This is a genomic window from Desulfobulbus propionicus DSM 2032 (assembly GCF_000186885.1).
Lineage (GTDB): Bacteria > Desulfobacterota > Desulfobulbia > Desulfobulbales > Desulfobulbaceae > Desulfobulbus > Desulfobulbus propionicus.
The window spans coordinates 1,418,258-1,441,287 of the sequence record NC_014972.1 but is presented as its reverse complement, the minus strand read 5'-3'; the positions used below and the strand labels follow the sequence as shown (position 1 = coordinate 1,441,287).

29 protein-coding genes are annotated in these 23,030 nt (G+C 51.5%); 5 read left to right on the top strand and 24 right to left on the bottom strand.

Features of this window, described 5'->3' with window-relative positions:
• Positions 1–28: 28 nt before the first annotated feature.
• Genes arsB through DESPR_RS06340 form a run of 3 tightly spaced genes read left to right on the top strand, consistent with a single transcriptional unit; the run spans position 29 to position 2,025 of the window.
• Entirely contained in the window at positions 29–1,123 is a 1,095-nt protein-coding gene (gene arsB / locus DESPR_RS06350; protein WP_015723984.1) for an ACR3 family arsenite efflux transporter, read from the top strand.
• Positions 1,124–1,126: 3 nt separating this feature from the next.
• Positions 1,127–1,573 carry an arsenate reductase ArsC gene (locus DESPR_RS06345; protein ID WP_015723983.1) on the top strand — a complete coding sequence of 149 codons (447 nt, stop codon included), beginning with the start codon at positions 1,127–1,129 and terminating at the stop codon, positions 1,571–1,573.
• Positions 1,570–2,025 carry an arsenate reductase ArsC gene (locus DESPR_RS06340; protein ID WP_015723982.1) on the top strand — a complete coding sequence of 152 codons (456 nt, stop codon included), beginning with the start codon at positions 1,570–1,572 and terminating at the stop codon, positions 2,023–2,025. The genes DESPR_RS06345 and DESPR_RS06340 overlap by 4 nt, the downstream gene beginning before the upstream one ends.
• A gap of 205 nt (positions 2,026–2,230) precedes the next feature.
• Here DESPR_RS06340 and arsA read toward each other — a convergent pair whose 3' ends face one another.
• The 3 genes from arsA to DESPR_RS06325 all read right to left on the bottom strand — a co-directional run bounded on the left by arsA (position 2,231) and on the right by DESPR_RS06325 (position 4,914).
• The gene (gene arsA / locus DESPR_RS06335) at positions 2,231–4,033 is read right to left on the bottom strand and encodes an arsenical pump-driving ATPase (RefSeq protein WP_015723981.1); all 1,803 of its coding nucleotides are present in this window, start codon (positions 4,031–4,033) and stop codon (positions 2,231–2,233) included.
• 27 nt (positions 4,034–4,060) lie between these two features.
• Positions 4,061–4,453, bottom strand: coding sequence for a hypothetical protein (locus DESPR_RS06330; RefSeq protein ID WP_169701542.1), 393 nt, complete (start codon positions 4,451–4,453; stop codon positions 4,061–4,063).
• Positions 4,454–4,581: 128 nt separating this feature from the next.
• Positions 4,582–4,914 carry an ArsR/SmtB family transcription factor gene (locus tag DESPR_RS06325; protein WP_015723979.1) on the bottom strand — a complete coding sequence of 111 codons (333 nt, stop codon included), beginning with the start codon at positions 4,912–4,914 and terminating at the stop codon, positions 4,582–4,584.
• A gap of 102 nt (positions 4,915–5,016) precedes the next feature.
• Here DESPR_RS06325 and DESPR_RS06320 point away from each other — a divergent pair, with 102 nt between their 5' ends.
• Positions 5,017–6,114, top strand: a complete 1,098-nt coding sequence (locus DESPR_RS06320) for a permease (RefSeq protein WP_015723978.1) — start codon at positions 5,017–5,019, stop codon at positions 6,112–6,114.
• 65 nt (positions 6,115–6,179) lie between these two features.
• Here the strand turns inward: DESPR_RS06320 and DESPR_RS06315 are convergent, their stop codons facing one another.
• The 20 genes from DESPR_RS06315 to DESPR_RS06215 all read right to left on the bottom strand — a co-directional run bounded on the left by DESPR_RS06315 (position 6,180) and on the right by DESPR_RS06215 (position 20,966).
• Positions 6,180–7,058 carry a F0F1 ATP synthase subunit gamma gene (locus DESPR_RS06315; RefSeq protein ID WP_015723977.1) on the bottom strand — a complete coding sequence of 293 codons (879 nt, stop codon included), beginning with the start codon at positions 7,056–7,058 and terminating at the stop codon, positions 6,180–6,182.
• Positions 7,059–7,062: 4 nt separating this feature from the next.
• Positions 7,063–8,574 (bottom strand): alternate F1F0 ATPase, F1 subunit alpha, encoded by a 1,512-nt coding sequence (locus DESPR_RS06310; RefSeq protein ID WP_015723976.1) that lies wholly within the window; start codon positions 8,572–8,574, stop codon positions 7,063–7,065.
• Complete coding sequence (locus tag DESPR_RS06305; protein ID WP_015723975.1) at positions 8,567–9,352, bottom strand: F0F1 ATP synthase subunit B family protein; 786 nt, start codon at positions 9,350–9,352, stop codon at positions 8,567–8,569. Before DESPR_RS06305 ends, DESPR_RS06310 begins: the two co-directional genes overlap by 8 nt.
• 3 nt (positions 9,353–9,355) lie before the next feature.
• Positions 9,356–9,634: a F0F1 ATP synthase subunit C gene (locus DESPR_RS06300; RefSeq protein WP_015723974.1), complete on the bottom strand. Its 279-nt coding sequence runs from the start codon at positions 9,632–9,634 to the stop codon at positions 9,356–9,358.
• Positions 9,635–9,643: 9 nt separating this feature from the next.
• Positions 9,644–10,339 (bottom strand): F0F1 ATP synthase subunit A, encoded by a 696-nt coding sequence (locus DESPR_RS06295; RefSeq protein WP_015723973.1) that lies wholly within the window; start codon positions 10,337–10,339, stop codon positions 9,644–9,646.
• Positions 10,336–10,650 (bottom strand): ATP synthase subunit I, encoded by a 315-nt coding sequence (locus DESPR_RS06290; protein WP_043769756.1) that lies wholly within the window; start codon positions 10,648–10,650, stop codon positions 10,336–10,338. Before DESPR_RS06290 ends, DESPR_RS06295 begins: the two co-directional genes overlap by 4 nt.
• A gap of 2 nt (positions 10,651–10,652) precedes the next feature.
• On the bottom strand, positions 10,653–10,967 hold the full coding sequence (locus DESPR_RS06285) for an AtpZ/AtpI family protein (protein WP_015723971.1): 315 nt from the start codon (positions 10,965–10,967) through the stop codon (positions 10,653–10,655).
• Positions 10,964–11,356 (bottom strand): F0F1 ATP synthase subunit epsilon, encoded by a 393-nt coding sequence (locus DESPR_RS06280; protein ID WP_015723970.1) that lies wholly within the window; start codon positions 11,354–11,356, stop codon positions 10,964–10,966. The genes DESPR_RS06285 and DESPR_RS06280 overlap by 4 nt, the downstream gene beginning before the upstream one ends.
• Positions 11,353–12,747 carry a F0F1 ATP synthase subunit beta gene (atpD, locus tag DESPR_RS06275; protein WP_015723969.1) on the bottom strand — a complete coding sequence of 465 codons (1,395 nt, stop codon included), beginning with the start codon at positions 12,745–12,747 and terminating at the stop codon, positions 11,353–11,355. Before atpD ends, DESPR_RS06280 begins: the two co-directional genes overlap by 4 nt.
• 378 nt (positions 12,748–13,125) lie before the next feature.
• Positions 13,126–13,497, bottom strand: a complete 372-nt coding sequence (locus DESPR_RS17815; RefSeq protein WP_015723967.1) for a rhodanese-like domain-containing protein — start codon at positions 13,495–13,497, stop codon at positions 13,126–13,128.
• Between the two features lie 111 nt (positions 13,498–13,608).
• Positions 13,609–14,070, bottom strand: a complete 462-nt coding sequence (locus tag DESPR_RS06260; RefSeq protein ID WP_015723966.1) for a rhodanese-like domain-containing protein — start codon at positions 14,068–14,070, stop codon at positions 13,609–13,611.
• Between the two features lie 45 nt (positions 14,071–14,115).
• Positions 14,116–15,117, bottom strand: a complete 1,002-nt coding sequence (locus DESPR_RS06255; protein WP_015723965.1) for a cation diffusion facilitator family transporter — start codon at positions 15,115–15,117, stop codon at positions 14,116–14,118.
• 11 nt (positions 15,118–15,128) lie between these two features.
• The gene (locus DESPR_RS17810; RefSeq protein ID WP_015723964.1) at positions 15,129–16,430 is read right to left on the bottom strand and encodes a rhodanese-like domain-containing protein; all 1,302 of its coding nucleotides are present in this window, start codon (positions 16,428–16,430) and stop codon (positions 15,129–15,131) included.
• A 138-nt stretch (positions 16,431–16,568) separates the two neighbouring features.
• Positions 16,569–17,456: a universal stress protein gene (locus tag DESPR_RS06245; protein WP_015723963.1), complete on the bottom strand. Its 888-nt coding sequence runs from the start codon at positions 17,454–17,456 to the stop codon at positions 16,569–16,571.
• Positions 17,457–17,491: 35 nt separating this feature from the next.
• The gene (locus DESPR_RS06240; RefSeq protein WP_015723962.1) at positions 17,492–18,199 is read right to left on the bottom strand and encodes a cytochrome c biogenesis CcdA family protein; all 708 of its coding nucleotides are present in this window, start codon (positions 18,197–18,199) and stop codon (positions 17,492–17,494) included.
• Between the two features lie 2 nt (positions 18,200–18,201).
• Positions 18,202–18,597, bottom strand: coding sequence for a thioredoxin family protein (locus DESPR_RS06235; protein ID WP_015723961.1), 396 nt, complete (start codon positions 18,595–18,597; stop codon positions 18,202–18,204).
• Between the two features lie 15 nt (positions 18,598–18,612).
• Positions 18,613–19,002 (bottom strand): putative zinc-binding protein, encoded by a 390-nt coding sequence (locus tag DESPR_RS06230; RefSeq protein ID WP_015723960.1) that lies wholly within the window; start codon positions 19,000–19,002, stop codon positions 18,613–18,615.
• Positions 19,003–19,015: 13 nt separating this feature from the next.
• Positions 19,016–19,249, bottom strand: coding sequence for a thioredoxin family protein (locus DESPR_RS06225; RefSeq protein ID WP_015723959.1), 234 nt, complete (start codon positions 19,247–19,249; stop codon positions 19,016–19,018).
• Between the two features lie 19 nt (positions 19,250–19,268).
• Positions 19,269–20,570, bottom strand: a complete 1,302-nt coding sequence (locus DESPR_RS06220) for a permease (protein ID WP_015723958.1) — start codon at positions 20,568–20,570, stop codon at positions 19,269–19,271.
• A 60-nt stretch (positions 20,571–20,630) separates the two neighbouring features.
• Entirely contained in the window at positions 20,631–20,966 is a 336-nt protein-coding gene (locus DESPR_RS06215; RefSeq protein ID WP_015723957.1) for an ArsR/SmtB family transcription factor, read from the bottom strand.
• 112 nt (positions 20,967–21,078) lie between these two features.
• On the opposite strand from DESPR_RS06215, the gene DESPR_RS18390 reads away from it, so the two are divergent.
• A complete protein-coding gene (locus tag DESPR_RS18390) occupies positions 21,079–22,059 on the top strand; it encodes a hypothetical protein (protein ID WP_015723956.1) in 981 nt (326 codons plus the stop codon).
• 257 nt (positions 22,060–22,316) lie between these two features.
• Here DESPR_RS18390 and DESPR_RS06210 read toward each other — a convergent pair whose 3' ends face one another.
• Positions 22,317–22,640, bottom strand: coding sequence for a hypothetical protein (locus DESPR_RS06210; RefSeq protein ID WP_043769752.1), 324 nt, complete (start codon positions 22,638–22,640; stop codon positions 22,317–22,319).
• Between the last annotated feature and the right edge of the window lie 390 nt (positions 22,641–23,030).

The following is a 23,030-nucleotide window of genomic DNA, read 5'->3' as shown; positions in this document are numbered from 1 at the left end:
CTGAACATTATTTCTCAAAGGATGTGCCATGTCTCAGCACCAAAAACAACTCAGTTTTCTTGATCGGTATCTTACCCTGTGGATCTTTCTCGCCATGTTCGCCGGGGTTATGCTCGGTTATGCCGTTCCCGGCGTCCAGCATGTGATCAACGCCTTTCAAGTGGGCACTACCAACATTCCCATTGCCATCGGTCTGATCATGATGATGTATCCGCCCTTGGCCAAAGTGAAATACGAGCAACTGGGCCAGGTCTTCCGCAATGGCCGGGTGCTGCTGCTCTCCCTGGTACAGAATTGGGTGATCGGGCCAGTGCTGATGTTCCTCTTGGCCATCGCCCTGCTTTCCGGCCAGCAGCACTACATGGTCGGCCTGATCCTCATCGGCTTGGCCCGCTGTATCGCCATGGTCATTGTCTGGAACGATCTGGCAGACGGCGACACCGAATACTGCGCTGGATTGGTGGCATTCAACTCGATCTTCCAGGTGTTGTTTTTCTCCCTCTACGCCTGGATCTTCATCACTGTCATTCCCGGCTGGTTCGGCCTGTCCGGAGCAGTGGTCGATGTCTCCATCGGCGAAATCGCCCAATCGGTGTTCATTTACCTGGGGATCCCCTTTATCGCCGGCATGCTCAGTCGCCTGATTGGCATCAAGTTGAAAGGCAGAGACTGGTATGAAACGGTGTTCATTCCAAAAATTAGCCCGTTGACCCTGATTTTCCTACTCTTCACCATTCTAGTGATGTTCTCGCTCAAGGGTGAATACATAGTTCAGCTGCCACTCGATGTGTTGCGTATTGCCCTGCCCTTAACCATCTATTTTTTGATAATGTTCGGGGTCTCGTTCTTCCTGTCGTTGAAAGCAGGGGCGACCTACGAGCAGACCGTCACCTTGAGCTTCACTGCCGCGTCCAACAATTTTGAGCTGGCGATAGCCGTGGCCATCGCCGTTTTCGGTATCAACTCCGGCGAAGCCTTTGCTGCGGTCATCGGTCCTCTGGTCGAGGTGCCGGTGTTAATCGCTTTGGTTAATGTGGCCCTGCGACTGAAGAATAAATATTTTCCCTATGAACAGCGGACCCTGACCGGGGTCTGCCATGTGCGAGTCAAACCCGAGAGGTAAACCATGCTCCAAGTCCTTTTCGTCTGTGAACACAACTCAGCCCGCAGCCAGATGGCCGAGGCTTTTCTCAAGCATCTCGGCCGCGACGACTTTTTTGTCGAAAGCTGCGGGCTGGAAGCTGGTACCCTCAATCCGCTGGTGATTGAGGTCATGGACGAAATTGGCTACGATCTTAAGAATAACACCACCCAGGCAGCGCTTGATCTGTTCAAAAAGGGGCGCAGCTATGATGTGGTGATCACGGTCTGCTCACAGAAAGCGAGTGAGCTGTGCCCGCTCTTTCCCGGTCGAGCCCTGCGGCTCAATTGGCCTTTTGCCGATCCTTCCCGTCTGGAGGGCGACCGGGAGACCAAATTGGCTGGAATCCAGAAAATACGGGACCAAATAAAGATGCAGGTTGAGGCGTTCCTCGCCGAGTACCGGCACAAAGGGTTGAAAATGTTTCTATGAGCGCATCCAACAACAACAGCGAACAGCGAAAGACGACCATCCTTTTCCTCTGCACCGGCAATTCGTGCCGCAGCCAAATGGCCGAGGGGTGGACGCGCCATTTGAAAGGCGAGAGAATTGAACCCTATTCCGCCGGGATCGAGAAACATGGACTCAACCCCTTGGCGGTCCGTGTCATGGCGGAAGCCGGGGTGGATATCAGCGCTCAGCAATCCAAACTGATCGATGAATTGCCATCAATGCCCTTTGATTACGTTGTCACCCTTTGTGACCATGCCCATGAAAGCTGCCCCTACTTTCCCGGACGCATCATTCATCAAGGCTTTCCCGACCCTCCGCACTTAGCCAAAGATACCTCCTCAGAGGAGGCGATTCTGCAAGCATATCGCTCTGTCCGTGACCTTATCCTCGATTTTGTTGAAGAAACTCTTCCGGACAGCCTGACCAATTAAAAAGAGGGGAACCCGATTTATATGCAAGCCTTTAGCGAAGCACTGGCCTTGTCCTGCCGAAGCACTGAGCTTTCATGGTTCGTTGTAGTCAGCCAATTTGGTCCAGCTAATTTTTCGGCATGAATAATCTCCCCGAAAGCTCGATCTGCTCATCGTTGCAACAGAGAATCCGGCCATGTTTGCCTTGCTGAACAAACAATGGATGCTAACTCTCCCGGAGAGAAGGGACAGAGGAATTTACCCCATCGCGTGCCAATGAGAGGAGCCGAACAGGTCCCACCGGTTCCTCGGGCATCCATGGAACTATGGCGAATCGACGGGCATGGTGGGTTCGTACGGCGTCAATCTGCATAATCTCTGCGGTGACCCGCTGAGCCAGACATGGATCTCTCGTTCCTGAGGCAGTAAGGCTGCTATTGATAACCCATGCGTAGGGTTCCACCCCGGCACGATTAAGATCGGCTTGTAAACGTGCCGCCTCTGAGACTGGGGTGGTTTCTGCGAGAGTGACCAGGAGTATCTTTGTGTGCTTGGGATCCCTGAGTTTCATCAAGGGCGTGACAATACCTACAGACTCATTTGCGGTGTCCTCGCTACCGACCACTTGCCGATGATATGCCCCGGTGGTGTCGAGAAGGAGCAAGGTGTGGCCGGTTGGTGCAGTGTCGAGAATGACAAAGGTCGAACGGGCTTGCATGATGAGCCGAGAAAAAGCGGTGAAGACAGCAATTTCTTCATAACAGGGCGAACGGAGATCTTCGGCTAACAGTGCCCGTTCATCTTTATTAAGCCGTGCTCCACGGGTGCTCATCACCTGATCAACATAAGCCTTTGTTTCTAGGACGGGGTCGATCCTGCTGACCGAGAGATTTTCGACACTCCCTTCAAGGGTCGTGGCAAGATGAGCAGCTGGATCGGTTGTACTGAGATGGACCTTGGCACCACGAGAGGCGAGTTCCACGGCAATGGCTGCCGCGATCGTGGTCTTGCCAACGCCGCCCTTTCCCATGACCATCACCAACCCCTTACCAGACTGCGCAATCTCGTCTATGAGGCCAGAAAGCCGAGGATAATCAGTTTGCTGAACCGAAGATACGGAAGAATGTGTAAGTTCAGCCGCTTTGGTGTCGTCCAGGAGCGCCCGAAGCGCCGGCAGCCCAACCATATTGAACGGGCGAAGAGGAATACGCATCTGAATAAGGCTCTGTAAACGATCGGGCATCTCTATAAGCGCAACCCGACCGCGCCGCTCGAGAGCGGCAGCGGTCCGGTCGGTCGGATCCGCCGCTGCAAACACAGCATTAATGACAAGCTGCTGGTTGAGGAGACCAAGTTCAGTAAGTTCCGCTGACGAACGGGCGATTTCTCGCAGCGCTGCACGATCCGGCCGCGTTACAAGCACAATGATCGTTCGTTCCGGATCACTGAGAGCCGAAAACGCGGCGGAAAATCGGGCCTCTTCCATTTTTAGCCCGGAATGTGGCCCAAGACAGGAAGCGCCTCGAGTCGTCGACTGGAGGAAGGAGGTCCAAGCGCTGGGCAACTGCAGAAGTCGCAAAGTATGTCCGGTCGGTGCGGTATCGAACAAAACATGATCATAGGGTACCTCGTTTTCACTCCCGGCCAGGAGTTCGGCAAACTCATCGAAGGCGGCTATTTCCACCGTACAGGCACCGGCAAGTTGCTCTTGCAGTTCGGCGATCTGTGATTCTGTCCAGATGGCGCGGTAGGGGGCTATTACCCGCTCCCGATAATGGGTGGCGGCCAACTCAGGATCGATATTAAGCGCGGAGAGCCGATCAACACCCGGCACGGCAGTCGCTCGCAGAGAGAGTTGGATCCCGAGCATCTCATCGAGGTTTGAGGCTGGGTCTGTGCTGACAAGGAGGATTCGTTTGCCCATTTCAGCAAGGCGGATCGCAGAAGCACAGGCAAGGGCAGTTTTGCCTACGCCACCTTTCCCTGTAAAGAAAAGATAACGACTTGGCTGCTCAAGAAAGTTCTTCATACATTCTCCAGTCCGCTCGTACTGTGATCATTTCTTCGTGTGTCCTATTTCCGGATAATATTTATCTATGCAATCCGGACAGATACCATAGGTTGAATCGGATTTTGCCCGTTCCTGAATATACCGTTCGATATCTTGCCAAAATTCTCGATCAACTCTGATCTTCTTGCAGGAGGGACACACTGGCAATATGCTTTCCAGGTAGCTCACTCGAACGAGTAATTTATAAGTGTGGCGGATGATAACCACCCCTACAATCGTGATAATCAGGCTCTCAAATAAGGATTCACGCCAGTTTATCGGAGTTGCCGGACCGCCGAGTAAGACGTAGGGGATGTCAAGGATTTCATCGAGCCAAGTAATTGCAATGATAACCAGAATGGCTACAGCCTCATACCAGCTTACTTTTTTCGCGATCATATTTTCTCCAGACTGTTGCATGGCAGAACCTCATCCTGTTGATAATTTTTTTGCATGTAACTGCAGATTTTTACATGGAAAGCCCGCAAGGAATTACCGCTTAATCGTTGATTGTTTTGGCTCACTTCTTATGAAGATTTTTTGAGATTTTTACCGCAGAAAGTGTGGGCTCCGACCTGATCAACACAGCATTCTTCCATGAGAAAACCCATTATGACGTCAAGCACCTCATACTGAGCGATACAATAAAGTATCCTTCCTTCCCGCACCTGCCGGACAAGCCCCACAGAAACCAGTGCGGCAATGTGATGACTCAATGTGGACCCGGGGACATCCAATTTTTTTTGCAAATCTCCCACGGGCAACCCTCGCTCTCCGGCCTTGACAAGCGTTTTGTACACACCTAGCCGGGTAGGGTGTCCCAGTTCTTTCAATGCGGCCGCAACAGCTTCAATTTCCATATGATCCCTCCCTTGTTTCAATATTTCTAAAATAACAGAAATGTATTGACAAGGAAAACATTTCCATTATTTTAGAAAAATAAAAATAATGGAGGTTTTGCCATGGATGCGTATTACCTGATGATTAAAGATACCCTTGGGATGTTTTTATTCCTTGGGTTTGAACTCTCCGCGCTTTTCCTTCTGATTAGCGCTGGAGTGAGTCTGTTGCAGCAGTATATCCCTGATTCAAAGATCCAGGCTGTTTTAAGCGGGAAAAAGGGTTTGGGGTATATTTTCGCTGCATTTTTGGGGGCGATCACCCCGTTTTGCAGTTGCTCAACCATCCCTATGCTGCGTGGATTGCTGAAGGCCAAGGTAGGGTTTGGCCACACACTCACCTTTTTGTTCACCTCGCCATTGCTGAATCCGATTATTATCGGGATGTTCCTGGTTACCTTTGGTATGCGAGTGACGGTGGTGTACACCTTTGTCGCCTTGATGGTTTCCATTGTCGGTGGTTTAGTGTTGGAGGACCTTGGTTTTGAACGATATGTTATCCCCGAAGGGAAAATTCCCGCTGCAAGTTGCTGCTCCCCCAACCCGCCCACCGCAAATCCGGCGGGGAAGAATCCTGCCACGGAAGCAGGAAGTACGCAGCCTGCTCAAGGTTCTTGCTGCGCTTCTTTTCCGATGGCCTCTGTACAAGATTCCTGCCGCACGCCCCTTGTCGAAACCTGTTGTTCCGCACTGCCTACGTTTTCACCAGCTTGTTGTACGGCCACCACTGAAACGGACGCCCCAGCATTTATGCTTAAGTTAAAACGGGCATTTCTGGATGGTTGGCTCCAGTTCAAGGCTATATTTCTGTATCTACTGCTGGGTGTTGCCTTTGGCTCCCTGGTGTATGGGTTTGTCCCCACAGAATTCATTGCCAGATATGCCAGTGGCGACAGCCCGCTTGCAGTCCCTATTGCCGCAGTCATCGGTATTCCGCTTTATGTGCGGGCTGAAGCACTTATCCCTCTGAGTGCGGTTCTGGTGACCAAGGGTATGGGACTTGGAGCCATTATGGCTCTGATCATAGGCGGCGCCGGTGCCAGCCTAACGGAAGTCATTTTGTTGAAGTCGATGTTTCGCATGCCCATGATAATCGCTTTTTTAACGGTCATCTTGGGTATGGCGGTTTCTGCCGGCTATCTGTTCCAATTCGTTTTGTGAAAAAGAATTGCGACCTAGACACACAGTCAGTGACCAGTGGCTTTGCCGTGTCACAGGCTCTTTCTCTATTGGGAAAGCGCCTCAAACCCGGAAATAATATCAAGCAGTTCTCCGGTAATGGCATTTTGCCTGTTCTGGCGATACTCCATGGTCAGGGCGTCCGAAACCTCTTCTATTTTTTTGACGGCGGCATGCATGGCCGCCAGACGGCTGGCATTCTCGCCGGCCATCGAAAGGGCTATCGATCTGAAGATGTTGACGTAAATATACTCACGTACCAGTGCTCTCAGCATCTGTTCATGGGCAATGGCAGAGATCGGTATTGATCGTGACGGCCACTTACCGGTTTTACTTTGCAAATCGTCCATGAGGACTGGGAATAGCCGGATTTTTTCCTGGGCGTAGGTCGTTGCAGCTGCTGGTCTATTGAACAGCAGAACGACTTCCTCGATATCCTGGTCAGCTTTTATGCGTTCAATTTCCAGCAGTAAGCGTTGGACGAGCGGATTGACACCGGCAAGGGAGGACGGCAAGGGGTAGGATGCTGCAATGACTCGTTGCAAGGCGGTGAGCCCGGCCGCAATCTGCGCACCAACCGCAATCACATGGCATCCGCTATGGTGGTCGTGGCTGAGCACGTGCAATGCGTACCGGATAATCTCTTCATTGAATTGACCGGCAAATCCATAATCCGTCCCGATCACCACAGCGAGCAGCGCACCTTTCTTACGAGGCAATGCTATTGGGGGCATCCTTTTGGCGCCATTGCCCTTGAGAACAATCTGCAGCCCCAATGCTACGGTATGATGATAGTCCTGGAGAGACTCGACAGCCCGTTCATATTGACGCAGGTTGGCCGCCGCCATGGCCTTCATGGTGCGCACGATGGATTGGAGGTCGTCAACACTCTTCATCTTGCGAACCAGACTCTCCAAGGTGGCCACAGCCTCACCCCCTGTATGTTTGCACAACTCGCTGGATACTCTCCGCCAGGAGTTGCCTGTCGCCGTCACCGAGCACCTTGCCGTCAAAAATCTGTTGTTCTAAATCAGGCAGTTCGTTTAAGACCGCCTGCTGCAGCCGCTCTTCGGCATCGGCAATCTCCTGGAGTTCAAGATTGTCCAGATACCCCTCGGTGGCTGCCAAGAGAATGATGATCTGCTCGGTCGTAGTCAGCGGCGTGTATTGCGGCTGTTTGAGCACCTCGCGGATTCTGCGCCCCCGTTCGATGGTCATCAGGGTTTCGTGATCCAGTCGTGTGCTGAAGCGGGCAAAACTTTCCAGTTCTTCGAATTGGGCATAGGCAAGGCGTAAATCGCCGGTAATAGCGCGGTAGGCTGGCAGCTGTGTCTTGCCCCCGACCCGGGATACCGACTTGCCGACATCGACCGCAGGCAGTACCCCTTTCTGAAAAAAATCAGGGGAAAGATAGATTTGACCATCGGTGATCGAGATAAGATTGGTGGGAATATAGTCGGCGAGGTTCTGCGCCTGGGTCTCCAGGATGGGTATGGCGGTTAGGGATCCGCCGCCCAATTCGGGACGCAGATGGGTGGAACGCTCCAGCAGGCGGGAATGAATGTAGAAGATGTCGCCAGGATAGGCTTCACGGCCTGGAGGCCGACGCAATAGCAGCGAAAGTTCGCGATAGGCCCGTGCGTGTCGGGTCAGATCGTCATAGACAACCAAGACATCGCGGCCCTGGCGCATGAAATATTCGGCGATACTGGTGGCGGCATAGGGGGCGATGAATTGCAGTCCAGGAGATTCGTCACCACCGGCAACCAGAACAACGGTATAGGCCATGGCACCATGGCGCCGCAGGGAGGCAATCAACTGGGCAACTGCTGATCCGCGTTGACCGATGGCACAGTAGACGCACAACACGTTTTTGCCCTGCTGATTGATGATGGTGTCCAAGGCAATGGCAGTTTTACCCGTTTGCCGATCCCCGAGAATCAACTCCCGTTGCCCCTTGCCAATGGGTACCAGGGCATCGATGACCTTAATGCCTGTTTCCAGGGGTGTGACCACCGGGGCTCTATCCATAATCGAAGGGGACTCCTGTTCAACGGGCAACCGCTCGACAGCTTCGATACCACTTTCTCCATCCAGGGGCGCGCCAGTTGCGCTGATAACTCGCCCCAACAGCGCATCGCCCACGGGAATATCAACCACTCGCCCGGTGCAGTAGACCTTGGTTCCTGCTGCGATGTTGGCACACTCCCCGAGGAGAATGACGCCAATTTCATAGGGATCGATGTTAAAGGCTATCCCGGGCACGCCGCCGTGAAACAGCAGCAGTTCCTGGGATTTGACACTGGGCAATCCTTCCACCCGGGCAATGCCGCTCCCCACGGCAACCACATAACCGACTTCCGTGGCTTGTAAAGCGGTCCTTGTTTCCTCGGCAAGCGTCGCAAAGACCCGGGACATATCCTGGATAATGAACTCAAGCATGTTCGTGGTCCGGCGAAGGGAGGCCCTTCTCGATATATCGTTGCAGCGACTGCTCAAGATCGTGCATATACTCCTCAATGCTCCAGCCGTAATGCCTTTCGCCGACATCCAGCTCGATGCCGGCGATCAGGTTATCGCTCACCACAAAGTCTACCGGCCCAATTGTCTCCGCCAGAGGCAAGAGCATGGCGGCAAGTTGTTCTTGTTGGCCTGCGTCGAGAGCAAAGGAGCTGTGGATCCGTATCGGTGCACCATCACGCCCAGCCGCAACCCGCAATTGGCGCTGCTGCTCGGGCGAAAGGGTGCGCAGCTTTTCTATGAACACCGCCACCATCCCCCGCTCCAGATCGGCTCCAGCAAGGTCATGCAGGATCCTTCGGGCCAATTGACAGGCCCCCTGGCCAATCAAGACACGTCCCTGCTGAAGAAAGGCGTCCTGCTCCCGCTGCATGGACAGAATCCAGTCATTTTTGATGCGGTCCACGTCTTTTCGAGCATGCTCCAAATACACTTGACGATCCTGCTCCACCGCGATTTTGGCATCGCTTAAAATCCGGTGTTTCTCGTTCGCTAGGTCAGCGGTCAGGGCCGTATACGACGCAACAGCTTCTTCTGCCTCGGCGCTTTTCCGGCGGGCCGCTTCCTGAATTTCCGCCAAATGTTGTTGGCGCTTATCCATCGCCCGCAGGATGGGGCCGTACAGAAAACGTTTCAGCAGCCAAATCAGAATGAGAAAGTTGCATATCTGGGCAATAACGGTCATCCAGTTGACGGACATCGCTCACTTCCCCGCATGATTGATCGCATAATTCCAAAAAGGATTGGCGAAAATCAGAATCATGGACACCACAAAGCAGTAGATGGCCGTTGATTCAATCATGGCCAGACCGACAAAAAGCGTCCGCGTGATGGTGTTTGCCTCATCGGGTTGTTGGGCAATGGCACTGATAGCCTGGGCCACAGCCCTGGCTTCTCCAAGCGCTGGTCCGATGCTGCCGAGAGCAATGGTGAATCCGGCAACAACAATTGAGCTAACCGCAATGATAGTTACCATATCCATACGACGTACCTAGGCTGAGGGGGGTTGATGATTGTTTCGTTTTGCTGATTTACTGGCTGAAGCAATATACACCATGGCTAAAATTGAAAAAATGTAGGCTTGGATGACACCTGTCAATAAACCTAAAGCGTGCATAACAACCGGGAAGAACAAGGGGGTTATCCCTAAAAGAATAGCAACAATAACTGTACCACTCATCATGTTGCCATACAGCCTGACCGCCAAGGCAAGGGTTCTGGATATTTCACCAATAATATTGAAGGGTAGCATGATGAAGGTCGGTTTGACATAGTCGCTGAGGTAACTGCTCCAACCCTTACTGGACACGCCATAGAGAGGCACGGCAATGAAGACGCAGATGGCGAGCGCCACGGTTGTCGAGAAGGAGCCGGTCGGAGGGGAAAATTCGGGAATAACGCTCAGGACATTGGCGGTGAGGATGAACAAAAATAGGGTGCCGATAAAGGGGATGTAGTGGCGGGCCTCCTGATTACTCACCTCTCGTATTTGTGTCTGGATTTCGGAAACGGTGATCTCAAGAAAATTTTGCCAGTGGGACATAGACACCTCACTCGATATGTTCCGCGTGACCAGCCAGGACAGGAGCACCAAAATACCCATCACTGCCCAGGTAAAGACAAGGGTCGCATTTACCGGAAATGGACCGAGATAAAAATAGATGATGGCATCAGGACTGATGGTCATTCGGACACCTCCTTCCGCACCACGGAGCTTACCCAGTATTTGACGAGAAACCGGGCCAGCAGGATGCCCAGCAAGGCCATAAGCGCACGGATCCAATTTCCCTGCATCAACCAGTACATGCCCGCCAGGGTGACACCCATCCTGCCAATGAAACTCAGGAACATTTTCAATGCCGGCGAAAACGAAGATATGAGCTGTACCTGCCCCTTGGGCACTCGCGCCACGGAGCGCGTGGTCAGCCATAAGCCGCCAAAATAAAAGCAACCCAAGGCTATGCCGGCGAGAAACACAACAGCGTATTCCATGGTCATCCTCACTCGTCGTCCTTGCCTGTTTGTTTGATCCAGTGCCAGCTGTTGATACAGCCAACCATCAGGCCAGCAAAGAGCAGCATCAACGTCCAGGAATAAGGGCTTGGCCACCGGCGATCAATCCACATCCCCAAAGCTACTCCCAGCAGGGTCGGAATGGCTATTGACCACCCCACCAGGCCGAACATACCCATGCCGTACCAGATATTTTTATTCTTCTCCCGTTGTGCTTTCAGGCGGCGCCTCGCGTCCCGATCAATCTTGGCACTGTGAGCCGGACCTTTCTCGTGCTTCGAGTTATAGTCGGACGGCTTCATCGGACTCGTTCCCCCAGTTCCATGAACCGCCGAATGGTATCGGCCTCCAGTTTCTTCAAAGCGGTACGGCTGGCCTCTTCTTGCTTCATCGACTGGAGGAACTGGTTGTCCACGGCTTGCTTCAGTTCCTCAAGGGTATCGCCCCTGACCGCATCCCTGACCGAGATGAGCACTTGGTGGCCGATTTTAACCAGAATCCCTTCACTCACAGCGTAGTAGGCTATTTGGCCATCATCGCTTTCCAGTGTCACAATTCCGGGCACCAGGGCATTGGTGTAATCAATATGGCGTGGCAGCAGACAAAAGGAACCGCCCATTCCTTCAGCAACAATCTTTCGCACCTCCTGGTCGAGAAAGATCGAGGTGGGCAGCAGAATTTTCACTCTCATCCTCTCCTGCCTCCGTTGGCCACACACTCATGCTCATCGACCGTTCCAATCATATAAATGTATTTTTCCGGGCAGTTGGCGAATTCATCGCCCAGGATTCGCTCGCAGCCTGAGATCGTGTCTTCCAAAGCCACCAGTTTTCCAGGCAAGCCGGTAAAATGTTCCGTGGTGTGAAATGGCTGGGTGAGAAAACGCTCCAGGCGGCGGGCGCGTTGCACTACGTTTCTGTCTTCCTGAGAGAGTTCTTCAAGTCCCAGCATGGCGATGATGTCTTTCAGATCTTCATAGACAGCCAGCGTTTTTTTGATTTCCTGGGCAACTTGATAATGGCGCTTGCCGACAATCTGGGGGGAGAGCATCTTCGATGAGGACCGCAGTAAATCGATAGCCGGATAGAACCCCTCGCTCGCTCTTTTCCGAGAAAGGACGATGGTTGCCGAGAGGTGGGCAAAGGTGTGGGTGGCAGCGGGATCGGTGAAATCATCCGCCGGGACATACACGGCCTGGATGGAGGTGATTGCGCCGTTGACTGTGTTGCAGATCCGTTCTTCCAACTCAGCCAGCTCCGAGGCCAGGGTGGGTTGATACCCGACCCGAGATGGGAGCCGCCCCATCAGTCCCGATATCTCCAAGCCTGCTTGAATAAAGCGGAAGACGTTATCAATCAGCAGGAGCACATCGCGTTTTTGCACATCGCGGAAGTATTCGGCCATGGTCAGGGCGGCATGACCGACACGAAAGCGGGCACCGGGGGCTTCATTCATCTGCCCAAACACCATGATGGTCTTGTCGAGAACTCCCGCCTTCTCTATTTCCCGGTAGATCTCCTCGGCCTCCCGGGAGCGTTCGCCAATGCCGCAGAAGAGACTGACCCCCTCGTATTGGCCGACGATATTGTTGATCAACTCGGTAATGAGCACGGTTTTGCCTACCCCGGCCCCGCCAAAAAGGCCTGCTTTCCCACCCCGCTCCAAGGGTACAAGCAAATCCAAGGCCTTGATTCCTGTTTGCAGCACCTGCGATTGTGTACCCCGTTCCGCCAATGAAACAGGTGTCTGATGGATGGAGCGCCACTCGCCGCCTGCCAAGGGCGTTCCCCCATCGATGGTCTCGCCAAAAACATTGAACACCCGACCAAGAAGGCGGTTACCCACCGGCACCTCGATGGTGGTGCCGGTATCGACAACGACGGTGTTGCGTTCCAAGCCCTGGGTGTTATTGAGGGCGATACAGCGGACGGTGTCGTCATGCAAGTGCGCTTGCACTTCTAAAACGATATGTTGGCGTGCGCCAGTGAGCAGCCGACTGTTAATCACCGGCAGGTGAGAGGGAGGGAAACGCACATCGATAACGCTTCCCCGGATTGAGAGAACTGTGCCATGATACGGCATGGGGGGCTCTCCTCGTTCAGAGTCTTTTCATACGAACACTCTCACCTGGCTCTAGGTGGTTATCTTTGATGTTGCCCACCATTTTGTCCACCACCTGGCGGACATCGGCCAGACATCACCGCCCCTTGGGATTGGTTTGGGCGCAGTGGCATCCTCCCTTTTGTTTTTCCCGGACAATCCGTTCCAGAATTGTCGAACGCCCCCCGTGAACACGGCAATCCTGTTCAATGGCTTGTTTGGTGTAGCCGAAACAGAAGCAGACTGTATTCGAATCATTGAACACTTCGGCTTTTACAGGTGGAAAAAGCTGGTTGCGCATTGTCGTTGATCTCCCTCACTATGCCGTCGCATACTGGTTCAGGGGCCATGCCAAAGGGTTCAGTCAAGGTGCGGCGGGTAAAACATCTTCCACTCTTCAAATCCATTCTTGTACCAATACATTTCAGCAGTGATCCCCCATTGTCGCGCCTGTTTCAGGGCATGGTAGGCGCGCTCCATGCCGGTACAGTAAAAGACGACAAGCTCGTTGTTGCCAATGGCCAGGGAAAGATTCTCCTTGGTCATCTTGTTTGATGGGTCATTGGCTATGAAAAAAGGAAGGTTTATGGCTCCTTTGATATGGCCAAGGGAAAATTTATATTCAGGGCGATTGTCAATAAAGACAGCGCCATGTTGCAAAAGGTGTTCCGTTTGTACTCTGTCGATAATTTTGACATCTTCGAGAGCATGAACGGTGCTGGAAATGCTCATGACAAGTCCTACGCAAAAGTGTAATCGCTGGACAATGGCTTTCATCATGCCGATCATTGCACAGGCAGGTGTGTATCTGTGAGCCGCATGCAGTTCAAAAGGATCGCACTCTTATTTTTTTATGGCATTGATAAAATCTCGTGCCTTATCACCTCTGAGATATTCGGCCAGCCCAACCGCGCCATCGACTAAATATTTTGAACGATATCCTTTCAATGTCAGGTAAGTTCGTGCTATTTCTGCCCGGTCGTAATGAGGACAAATGGTGACGATAATTTTGTTTTTATCAAGTTCGGCGAGCCGCGCAGGAAGTTCGTTCAACGGAATGCTCTTGATAAAACTAAAACTGTATGCCTGATATTCTTCAGGAAAGCGAATATCGATAATTTGGGCAGATCCCTGTTTGTAGAGTTCCAGCATTTCAGGGATTTCAATTTTCATATTTTTTCGTTCTTTATAATCAAACGATTTGAGATAGTCATCAAATGAAATGTTTTTCTCCTCTTGTGCAAATAGAGGAGCATTCACTAAAAGTACAGAAAGTAACATCGCAATTAATCTGAAACGCTTCATCATATTCTCCTTGGCAATAGTTTTGATTTTATAAAATCATCGTTATCACGATGCAGTGCATGAGCAGCTTTGCCTGTGTTCTTCTTGCATTCTTTGCTCCACATTGACCAGTCGCCCAGGCCAGCAGTTCCCTTGCCCGTTTCCCTGGTCCGTATGGCAAACACCCCCTATATCACTACGTTCGATTTGTAGGGTTGTATGGTGAATATCGAAATGATGGTGCAGATATTCCGCTGTTTCATGGAGGAATGCATCGCTCCCGCCAGATTGCATGATCAGATGCGCTGTCAAGACGTTCTCCGTGGTACTGGTTGCCCAGATGTGCAGGTCGTGGACGCACCGCACTTCCGGAATGGCCGTCAAATAATCCAGAACTTTTTCCGCATTGATGTGGGGAGGAACCCCGGCCATGGTGAGATGGAGAGAGTCTTTCAACAAACCCCAGCCGGCAAAGAGGATGAATAACGCGATAACGATGGATAATACTGGATCGAGCATATTCCAACCGGTAGCCGTGATGACCAATCCCGACACCACCACACCGGCAGAGACAATGGCATCCGCAGCCATGTGGAGAAATGCAGCCTTGAGGTTGAGATCCTTCTTGCGCCCCGCCATGAATAACAAGGCCGTCACGGTATTGATGACCACGCCGATGGCAGCAACCACGGTGATTGTCATGCCGTGAACGGGAACCGGTGACAGCAGCCGTCCGAATGCCTCCCAAATGATCACTCCAATGGCCGCATAGAGAAACAGTGCGCTGCCAAGAGAGACAAGAATAGTTCCTTTTTTGAACCCATAGGTATGTTTTGCCGTTGCTGACCGCTTGGCAACTGCCATGGCCGCCCAAGCGATGAGCAGGGTCATAACATCGCTCAAGTTGTGTCCCGCATCGGCCACCAGGGCCAATGAATCGGCAAACAGGCCGTACCCAGCCTCCACTCCGACAAACAACAAATTGAGCACTATACCGATGGCAAAAGCCCGATTGAAATTATCGGGGGCGTGATGGTGATTATGGTTGTGACAATGATCGTGTGCCAAAATAAATCTCCTTATCTGGCAGAAAGATCTTTGATATTCATGCGCAGGAATTTGGCTTTGAAGCCGGCGTTTGCCAGTTCGTTGTACGCCATTTTGGCACGCGCTCCGGTGGAGCAGTAAAGATACATCATCTTGTCCTTGGGCAACGTGGCTTCTTGCGCGGGGAGTTCATCCAGGGGGATATTGATGGCGTTAGTAATGAGTGGCTGCTTGCCGATTTCATCACGGCCACGTACATCAATGAGAAGAATATCTTTTTCTTTGCCAGAGACGGCCTTGCGGAAATCGTCCAGCGACACCTCGCCCGTTTCCAGCTTCCGTTCCCATTTGATCTTGGCGGTAGAGATCGGCCCTTTCTCAATCTTGCTCCCTGCTTCAACCCAACTCGCATATCCACCATCCAGGAGCGTTACAGCGGTGAAACCCTCATCGGTCAGCAACTCCAGTGCTTTTGTTGCCTCGTCGCCATACAGCACGATGGGCGCGTCACGGGGCAAATCACGCAGGGTTGCATTGATTGTATCGACAGACAAGGTGTAGGCTCCCTTGATTCGACCGACCGCACTCGTTTTTTTAGGGCGTGTATCGATCACGAGGACATTGCCGCTCTGGATATACTCCCTGGTGGAGTAGGTGGGCAAAGAAGCGTCCATCCAGGCCGCCCGGCCCGTTGTGTAGACCCGGACGTTCGCAAATCCTTTATTTTTGGCTGCCGCAGCACTGGTTATGGCCGTGCCGCGACCGTGTCCGCCATCATAGAACACCAAGAGCGTATTTTTATCCTGTGGCAGTAGCTCGGTTTGCTGCTGTTCGGATAAATCGATCGAAATGGAGACCGCGCCGGGGAGATGTGATTGCTTGTAACGATCCATCGGCCGAGGGTCCACCAGGACAAACGAGGCCCGTTCCCGGATGAGTCGCAACAGCTCATCGGTGTCTATATTGGTCACACCCTCAGGCAGAGTCGCTTTATTTTGTTGGACACTGGTGGCATAGGCCTCGCCATCCCTCAACTCGTAGTCGATGGTGACAAAATGGCCTTCTGCGATCTCATCGACGCCTTTGGTTGCGTCATCGAATTTTACCCGGACTGTTTGTGCGTTAGCGCCCGACCCGACTGTTAAAAATATGGCTTGGGCTCGTTTGGAGAAACTCGCGACCTTTCCCTTGTAGTTTGTGGTTGTGGATGAGCTGCTAGTCACCTTGTCGGTGACAGAGACCGACTGTTCTCCTTGCTCCTTGTTGGCGCAGCCACCGGCCAGCAACATGAGCGCCAAACAACATCCAGCCCATTGCAACAGCGTATCGTTCAAAACCAACCTCCAATCTAATTGCGAATCGCGGATTACGAACACACAGATATGTTTTTTATGCGTTCACCTGGCAAGGCCGCCAAAACACCGTGGCAACCGCCTGCCAAATTGTTCTTTTGAAAAGTGCCGACATGATTGCTATTGAACCGACCACGAATTGGGGTGTACCGAAGGGATAAAAAGCACACTGGCCTCTGCATGACGGGCAATATCGTGGCTCACGCTGCCAACAAAGAATTCTTCAACCATGTTTCGGCAATGGGATGCCATGACGACCAATTGCACTTCGTGCTCCAGCATCCAGCGAAGAATTTCCGGCGTTGGTGAGCCCTCACGCATTTCAATTCGAATTTTGGCTTTGCCAATACCTCGCAGAGCCTCCTGCAAATCTTTCAAATACTGCAAGGGACTATCACCTGCATCACCTGGCCGAACCTTTTGACTGTGGCCATGTTGTGGTTTCTGAACATGAAAAAGCGTTACCCTTTGTGCACCACAGGCCACCAGCTCTTTGACGTACCTGAACGCACGAGTTGAATTGTCGGAGAAGTCGGTGGGGTAAAGCACATGCTCATTGAATCTGAAATGGTTGGTGGCATAATTTTTCTCTCCTGTTCCCAAGTCGCCCCGCAGGCGTAAAACGGGTTTACAAGCATGGTGCATTACATCGTTGGCACCACCCCCCAAAAAGCTCTCACCGATAAGGGAATATTCCCGTGTCCCCACCACAAAGAGGGCGTAATTTTCTCGCAGGGCTATCTGATTAAGCTGATGTTTCGTGTTGCCCGATACAACACGCGTTTCAACTGAATATCCCTGATTTTTCAGAATTTCCTTCTGTTGTCGGAGGATATTGCTCAACACCTTGGTGTCATAAGCGAAGACTGTCGAATCATATTCTTCAGGCGAGAGGCACTGCAAAAGCAGGCAATGACGAGCACCACAGAGCTTCAGGTTCCCAATGTGCTGCACCATTGCAAAGGATGCCGGGGATAAATCCGTTGCGACGATGAACCGGTTGAACATGGAAGTCTCCTTCCCCGTGAACCATCCTGGTCGAACTACACTATTGCCATGAGCGGTTGGCTAATGAAATAAATCCCCAAGGCGCCAATACAAACACCGGCAAGTTTACGGAAAAGGCCGCTTCCTTGTTGCCAGGCGCTGTTTTCCAGAAATCGTTTGACCATGGCGGTGGAGCTGCCGGCAACGGCAATGGGAATGCAATGGCCAATCCCAAAGAGAAGGATGAAAACGACTCCGGTGAGGATTTTCTGTTGCACGGTAATGATAGCAAGAATGGGGGCAATAAAGCCGAAGGTGCACGATCCGGAAAGAATACCGTAGGCTAAACCAAGAACGAGCGCGCCAAACAACCCTTTCACCTTAATCTTCGCCATAAGTCCACTGGACATGGAGCATTTGGCCACGCCGAGGATATCCAGGGAAACCCAGACAAGAATTGCACCCACAGCGATGCTCATATAGGGTCCGACATCGCCAAGCATGCGCCCAAGCAAGGTGCAAACAACGCCAATGGTGGCGATGGTGATAAATAAACCGATGGTAAATGCCACGGCATAAAGAACAGCCTTCTTTCCTGCCACGATTTGATTCTGTCCCGCCACATAACTGACAATAAGGGGGATGGAGGCCAAGTGACAGGGACTGAACAAAACGCTGACCATGCCCCAGAGAAAACAGCCCAAGGCCCCCAAGAGGAGGCCCTGAGTCATCCAGGCATTGATGGTGAGAAAGACCTGATCCATGGTTACTTGACCCCTAATTTGGTGAACATGCTGACAATGGATTGCTTATCCAAAAAGCCCTCATGACGGGTTACTTCTTTGCCTTGCGCGTCATAAAAGATCTGTGTAGGGATAGCCCGTATACCAAATTTAGGTCCCGCTTCAGGCTTTTCCCAGACATCTATGAAGATGACCGCTGCACGTCCTTGATATTCTTTGGTCAACTCTTCGAGGATGGGGGCCATCATCTTGCAGGGGATGCATTTTTTAGCCCCAATGTCGACTATGGTCACCAGGCCGGGGGCTGGTACTTCTGGCAAAGGCTCTGCCATGACTGGCGTTTGGGAGAGCGCAAAGAGTCCAATAGATACAAATAGGGCGAGAGCCATCAAGGCACCCGGGAAAGAATACGTTCGCACCGTCGACTCCTACGCTTAAAGGTAGATCATTGCTTTGCTGATGACCGAGGCAATAGACGCACGGGACACCTCCGTATCCCCCTTCTCAAAGCCAAGATCACTCAAGCGAAGATGGTTAACTCTGGAGAACCCGGCAATCTCCAAGGTCTTGCGGGTGCAGTCGAGTGGGCAGCCATCTATGGCCAGAATTGACTGCGCAGCCTCGGCAGATTTTACGATGCCACTGACCTTGCCACTAATCCCTGCCAGGCAAGCCATTTTGCCCGCGCCATCCCTGGTCAATTTACGTGCAGCCTGATCAGCGAGTTCACCAACATCGGCACACCCTGAACAGGAAAAAATGACTTTTGGTCCTGCATCCCCACCACCGCAGGAACAACCGCATCCGGTTTGCATTGCACTCATTGCTTTCTCCTCTTCACTTCTTTAATAGTTTTTTCATTTCTTCCAGCGATGGCACCTTGCCGACGCTTTTCACTTCCCCGTCGACCACAAGACCTGGGGTCATCATAACGCCGAATCCCATGATTTGATTCACGTCCGAAATCTTCTCAAATTCACAGGCAATGCCCAGTTCTTGAGCGGCTGCTGCCGCAGTATCCATAAGCTTGGTACATTTGGCGCATCCCGGGCCTAAAATTTGAACTTTCATTGTCTTTTTCTCCGTTGAATTAGTTAAAAAACGAGCCAAACAACATGCCGCAAAAAGTGGCCATCACAATCACCAAACTGACAAAGGTGACTGTTTTTTTCACTCCAAGGACACTATTGATCACCAGCATATTGGGTAGGCTCAAAGCAGGGCCAGCGAGAAGTAGTGCCAACGCAGGTCCCTTGCCCATGCCGCTGCCGATGAGCCCTTGGACGATCGGAACTTCAGTCAAAGTGGCGAAATACATGAAAGCTCCGGCGAAGGAGGCAAAAAAATTGGCTAGAAGAGAGTTGCCGCCCACGGCTTTGGCAACCCATTCTGAAGGTATAAGGCCTTCGTGACCAACACGACCCAGCAAAGCGCCGGCTATCAGCACGCCAAAGAGCAATAATGGTAAAATTTGCTTAGCAAATCCCCATGAAGAGGAGAACCAATCCCCTAATTCGTCCTTATCTGTGCTGGTGAAAATGGATAATCCAACAAAACCTGCTGCAAAGGCCACCACAGGCTGCTCTGGGAAGAACATTGCAAAGGCCACCACAGGAGCGGCGATCAGACCGACTTTCCAAGCCCTCATTTTAAACCAAACAATCAGGATCAAGCCCAAAGCTGCGGCAAATCCTGAGGTGATCATCCATTTCATGGCATAGATGGTTGCCCAGACACCCACAGGTTCCTGCGGCTTACCCCAGTTAGCAAAAACCAGAACCCCTACCATCGAGGCAAAATAGAGAGCATTCTGCAAGAGAGAACGTTTGACTTCCTCTTCGGGTAAGGCCATTTGGACTGTTGCTTTTTCCTGTTCTTCACTACGGAAAATAAATGCCATGAGCGCACCAATAATCACGCTAAACAGGACGGCTCCTACACCTCTGGCAACACCTATTTCAGTGCCAAGAATTCGTGCTGTGAGAATGATGGCCAACACATTGATAGCCGGACCGGAATAGAGAAAAGCGCAGGCTGGTCCAAGTCCAGCCCCCATCCTGTAAATACCGCTGAACAAGGGAAGGATAGTACAGGAACACACCGCAAGGATGGTGCCGGAAACAGCGGCCACGCCATAGGCGATCACCTTGTTGGCGGTCGGGCCGAGGTATTTCATGACCGAGGTCTGACTGACGAAAACTCCAATCGCCCCGGCGATAAAGAAGGCCGGGACCAGGCAGAGCAGAACATGTTCTTGCGCATACCATTTGACGAGATGGAAGGCCTCTAGAATGGCATTGTCAAACCGCTCCGTCCCCACGGGCAGATAATAACAGGCGAGAAAAACACCAATGATCAAAAGGAGATATTTCCACTCAACCTTCCATTCCATAATTACACCATTGCTTGTTTGGCCAAGTGACCATATAAAAAGCAAAAAGATACTTGCAGATTATGCTAGCATCTCAACCTGTTCTTTCACGCTTGCTTTGATGACAGCCTCGACGCACGACATATACTTGAGAATGCACGGCACTTTAAGCCGATAATAAACCTGCTTGCCCCGCTTCTCATCGTCGACCACCCCCGCCTGTTTAAGGACAGACAGATGTTTTGAAATGGTCGAAAAATCGGCGTCGATGAACTCAGCCAATTCGCAAACACATTTTTCCCCATCGGCAAGCTGTTCGGCCATCCACAGTCTTGTTGGGTGGCCCAATGCTTTCAGGACGTTGGCTTTCGCTTCAACAAGGGCCATCTCTTTTTCAGTCGGTCGTTGCTTTTCCATTTGTCATTTGGTAAATCAACCAACAATTATTGTCAAGCGGAAATCTCGTTCAACGATTTGGCAAAAGTTGCATTCGACTGAAATTATTATATATTGCTTGAAATGCTCTGGTATGTATAGAAAAAATAAATGGCTGCGCATGCAAAGAGTTAAATGGGCAGCTTTACTCGCCAGCCTAATGGTTGCCGCCCAGATTATTATTCTGCTTCTTGGCCAGGAAGGATTGTGTTTGAGCCAAGGTTGTCAAGTGGTTGACCAATTAACCAAAGTTCCACCACTGTGGTTCAATTTTACCGGGCTATTCTTTTTTCAAGCAGTGTTCTGGTGCCTGTTCCGAATTAACGATGAGGGGGCAAACCGAGCACAATTGGTCCGTTTGCTCCTCCTCGCAGGGCTTGCCGCTGAAGGGGTTCTTGTTGGTTTTCAGCAGATAATAGCCGGAACATTCTGCACATATTGCCTGATCGTTCTAGGATTTATTACACTGCTTAATGTTCTAGCCGGAATCAAGCAACTGTTGACGAGCTTTTTTGTGTTCGGCGTAGTTCTCCTTGCTTTTTCCAGCCTTGAATATAACAGCAGCCACAAGAATCCCAACGCCATCCGCGATGGAGTTTTTGCCAGCAGAATCATTGCATCACCAACTGCTACAGTCTATCTTTTCTTTTCTTCAACATGCAGCCACTGTCAACGAGTCCTGAAGACAATGCGGAATAATGCTGTTATCTCGATGCATTTTAATCCCATAGACACAATATCGTCACTTGCCGTTCCTGAAGTCATTTTGAATCCGCGATACTCTGCTGGGGCAAACAAGGCTCTGCTCACCACACTGGGAATAGAAGAGATACCTGTTCTCTTAATCCGGACAACGAATGGCTTCTCAATTGTCAAAGGAGAGAGCGCATGTATTGCCTTCCTCGACAGCCTCGCCACCCATGGTCGAAAATCAGAAAACTTGCCCAACATTCATTCAAGTGCAACCTCCATCAATAATCCTTTGCTCCCTCCAGCAGAAAATCAAGAAGGCTGCTCGGTTGATACATCCTGCGATTCACCCCCATCCTTACCAGGTATCAACCCTTCCCGATGAGAGATCTCCCTGCGCATTCCGACAATCACGTCGATACGCGTCACAAATTGTCGAGACCCGAATCATTTTTATTGCCCGAAGTGGATAGAGCCGGCTTGTATCGGCCCGCGTTATTTATTGACCTGACGGAGAAAAGAACAGAGTATCCGTGATCCAGATTTATTTTGATGGTGCCATTGTCCAACTCAGAGCATGAGGGCAAGCTACTATCAAGTTGTTTCTCTGGGAGGATAGACCTGCCCTGAATGCCCATATATTCAGTTGCCGGTACCCTGGTTTGCAGCACCAGCTCCCCACCATCCCGGACCACGTCCCATGCCACGTCCCATGCCGCGTCCCATGGCCATGCCACCACGCCCCGGACCAAAGTACTGTTGCCGTTGTTCCGGAGTCATCTTGTCGAGTCGTTTCCACCATTCGGTATGAAAGGCATTCCATTCCGTTTGGCTGGCGTTGTACATGGTTCCCCTCATACGACTCAACTCATCTGTAGAAAGTTTTGAATAATCTACTGCCCATGCGGCGCCACTGGCCATCAGCAAGCATCCTACTGCCAACACGAATTTCTTCATCTTTTTCATGGTTGCACCTCGTTGGTTGTTACATTTTGATGGTTCACCTACTGAATCACATCGACTAGCTTGTTCGTTGAATATCAACAATCATGCCAGGAACACTTTGTTAAAACAAAATCGTAAAATCAGTACATTGTGCATAAAAGTGCTGAGAACAGAGGAACTCGACTTCGACATCTGACGGTTTAATTCGACTGAAATGTCGAAAGGCGCTCAGGACAGCTGGCCAAGAACGAAATCATCTCGTCATCCAGTACACCCTTGTATCATGAAACCAGTGATGGTTAGCTCCCATCACACCGAGACAGAGGTAGCTTGGGCCCACCCTTAAGGCTTGACCTTGTGACGCTATAAACGCCTGCGCTGAATCGCGGAAAGCAGGTTGACAACCACTTT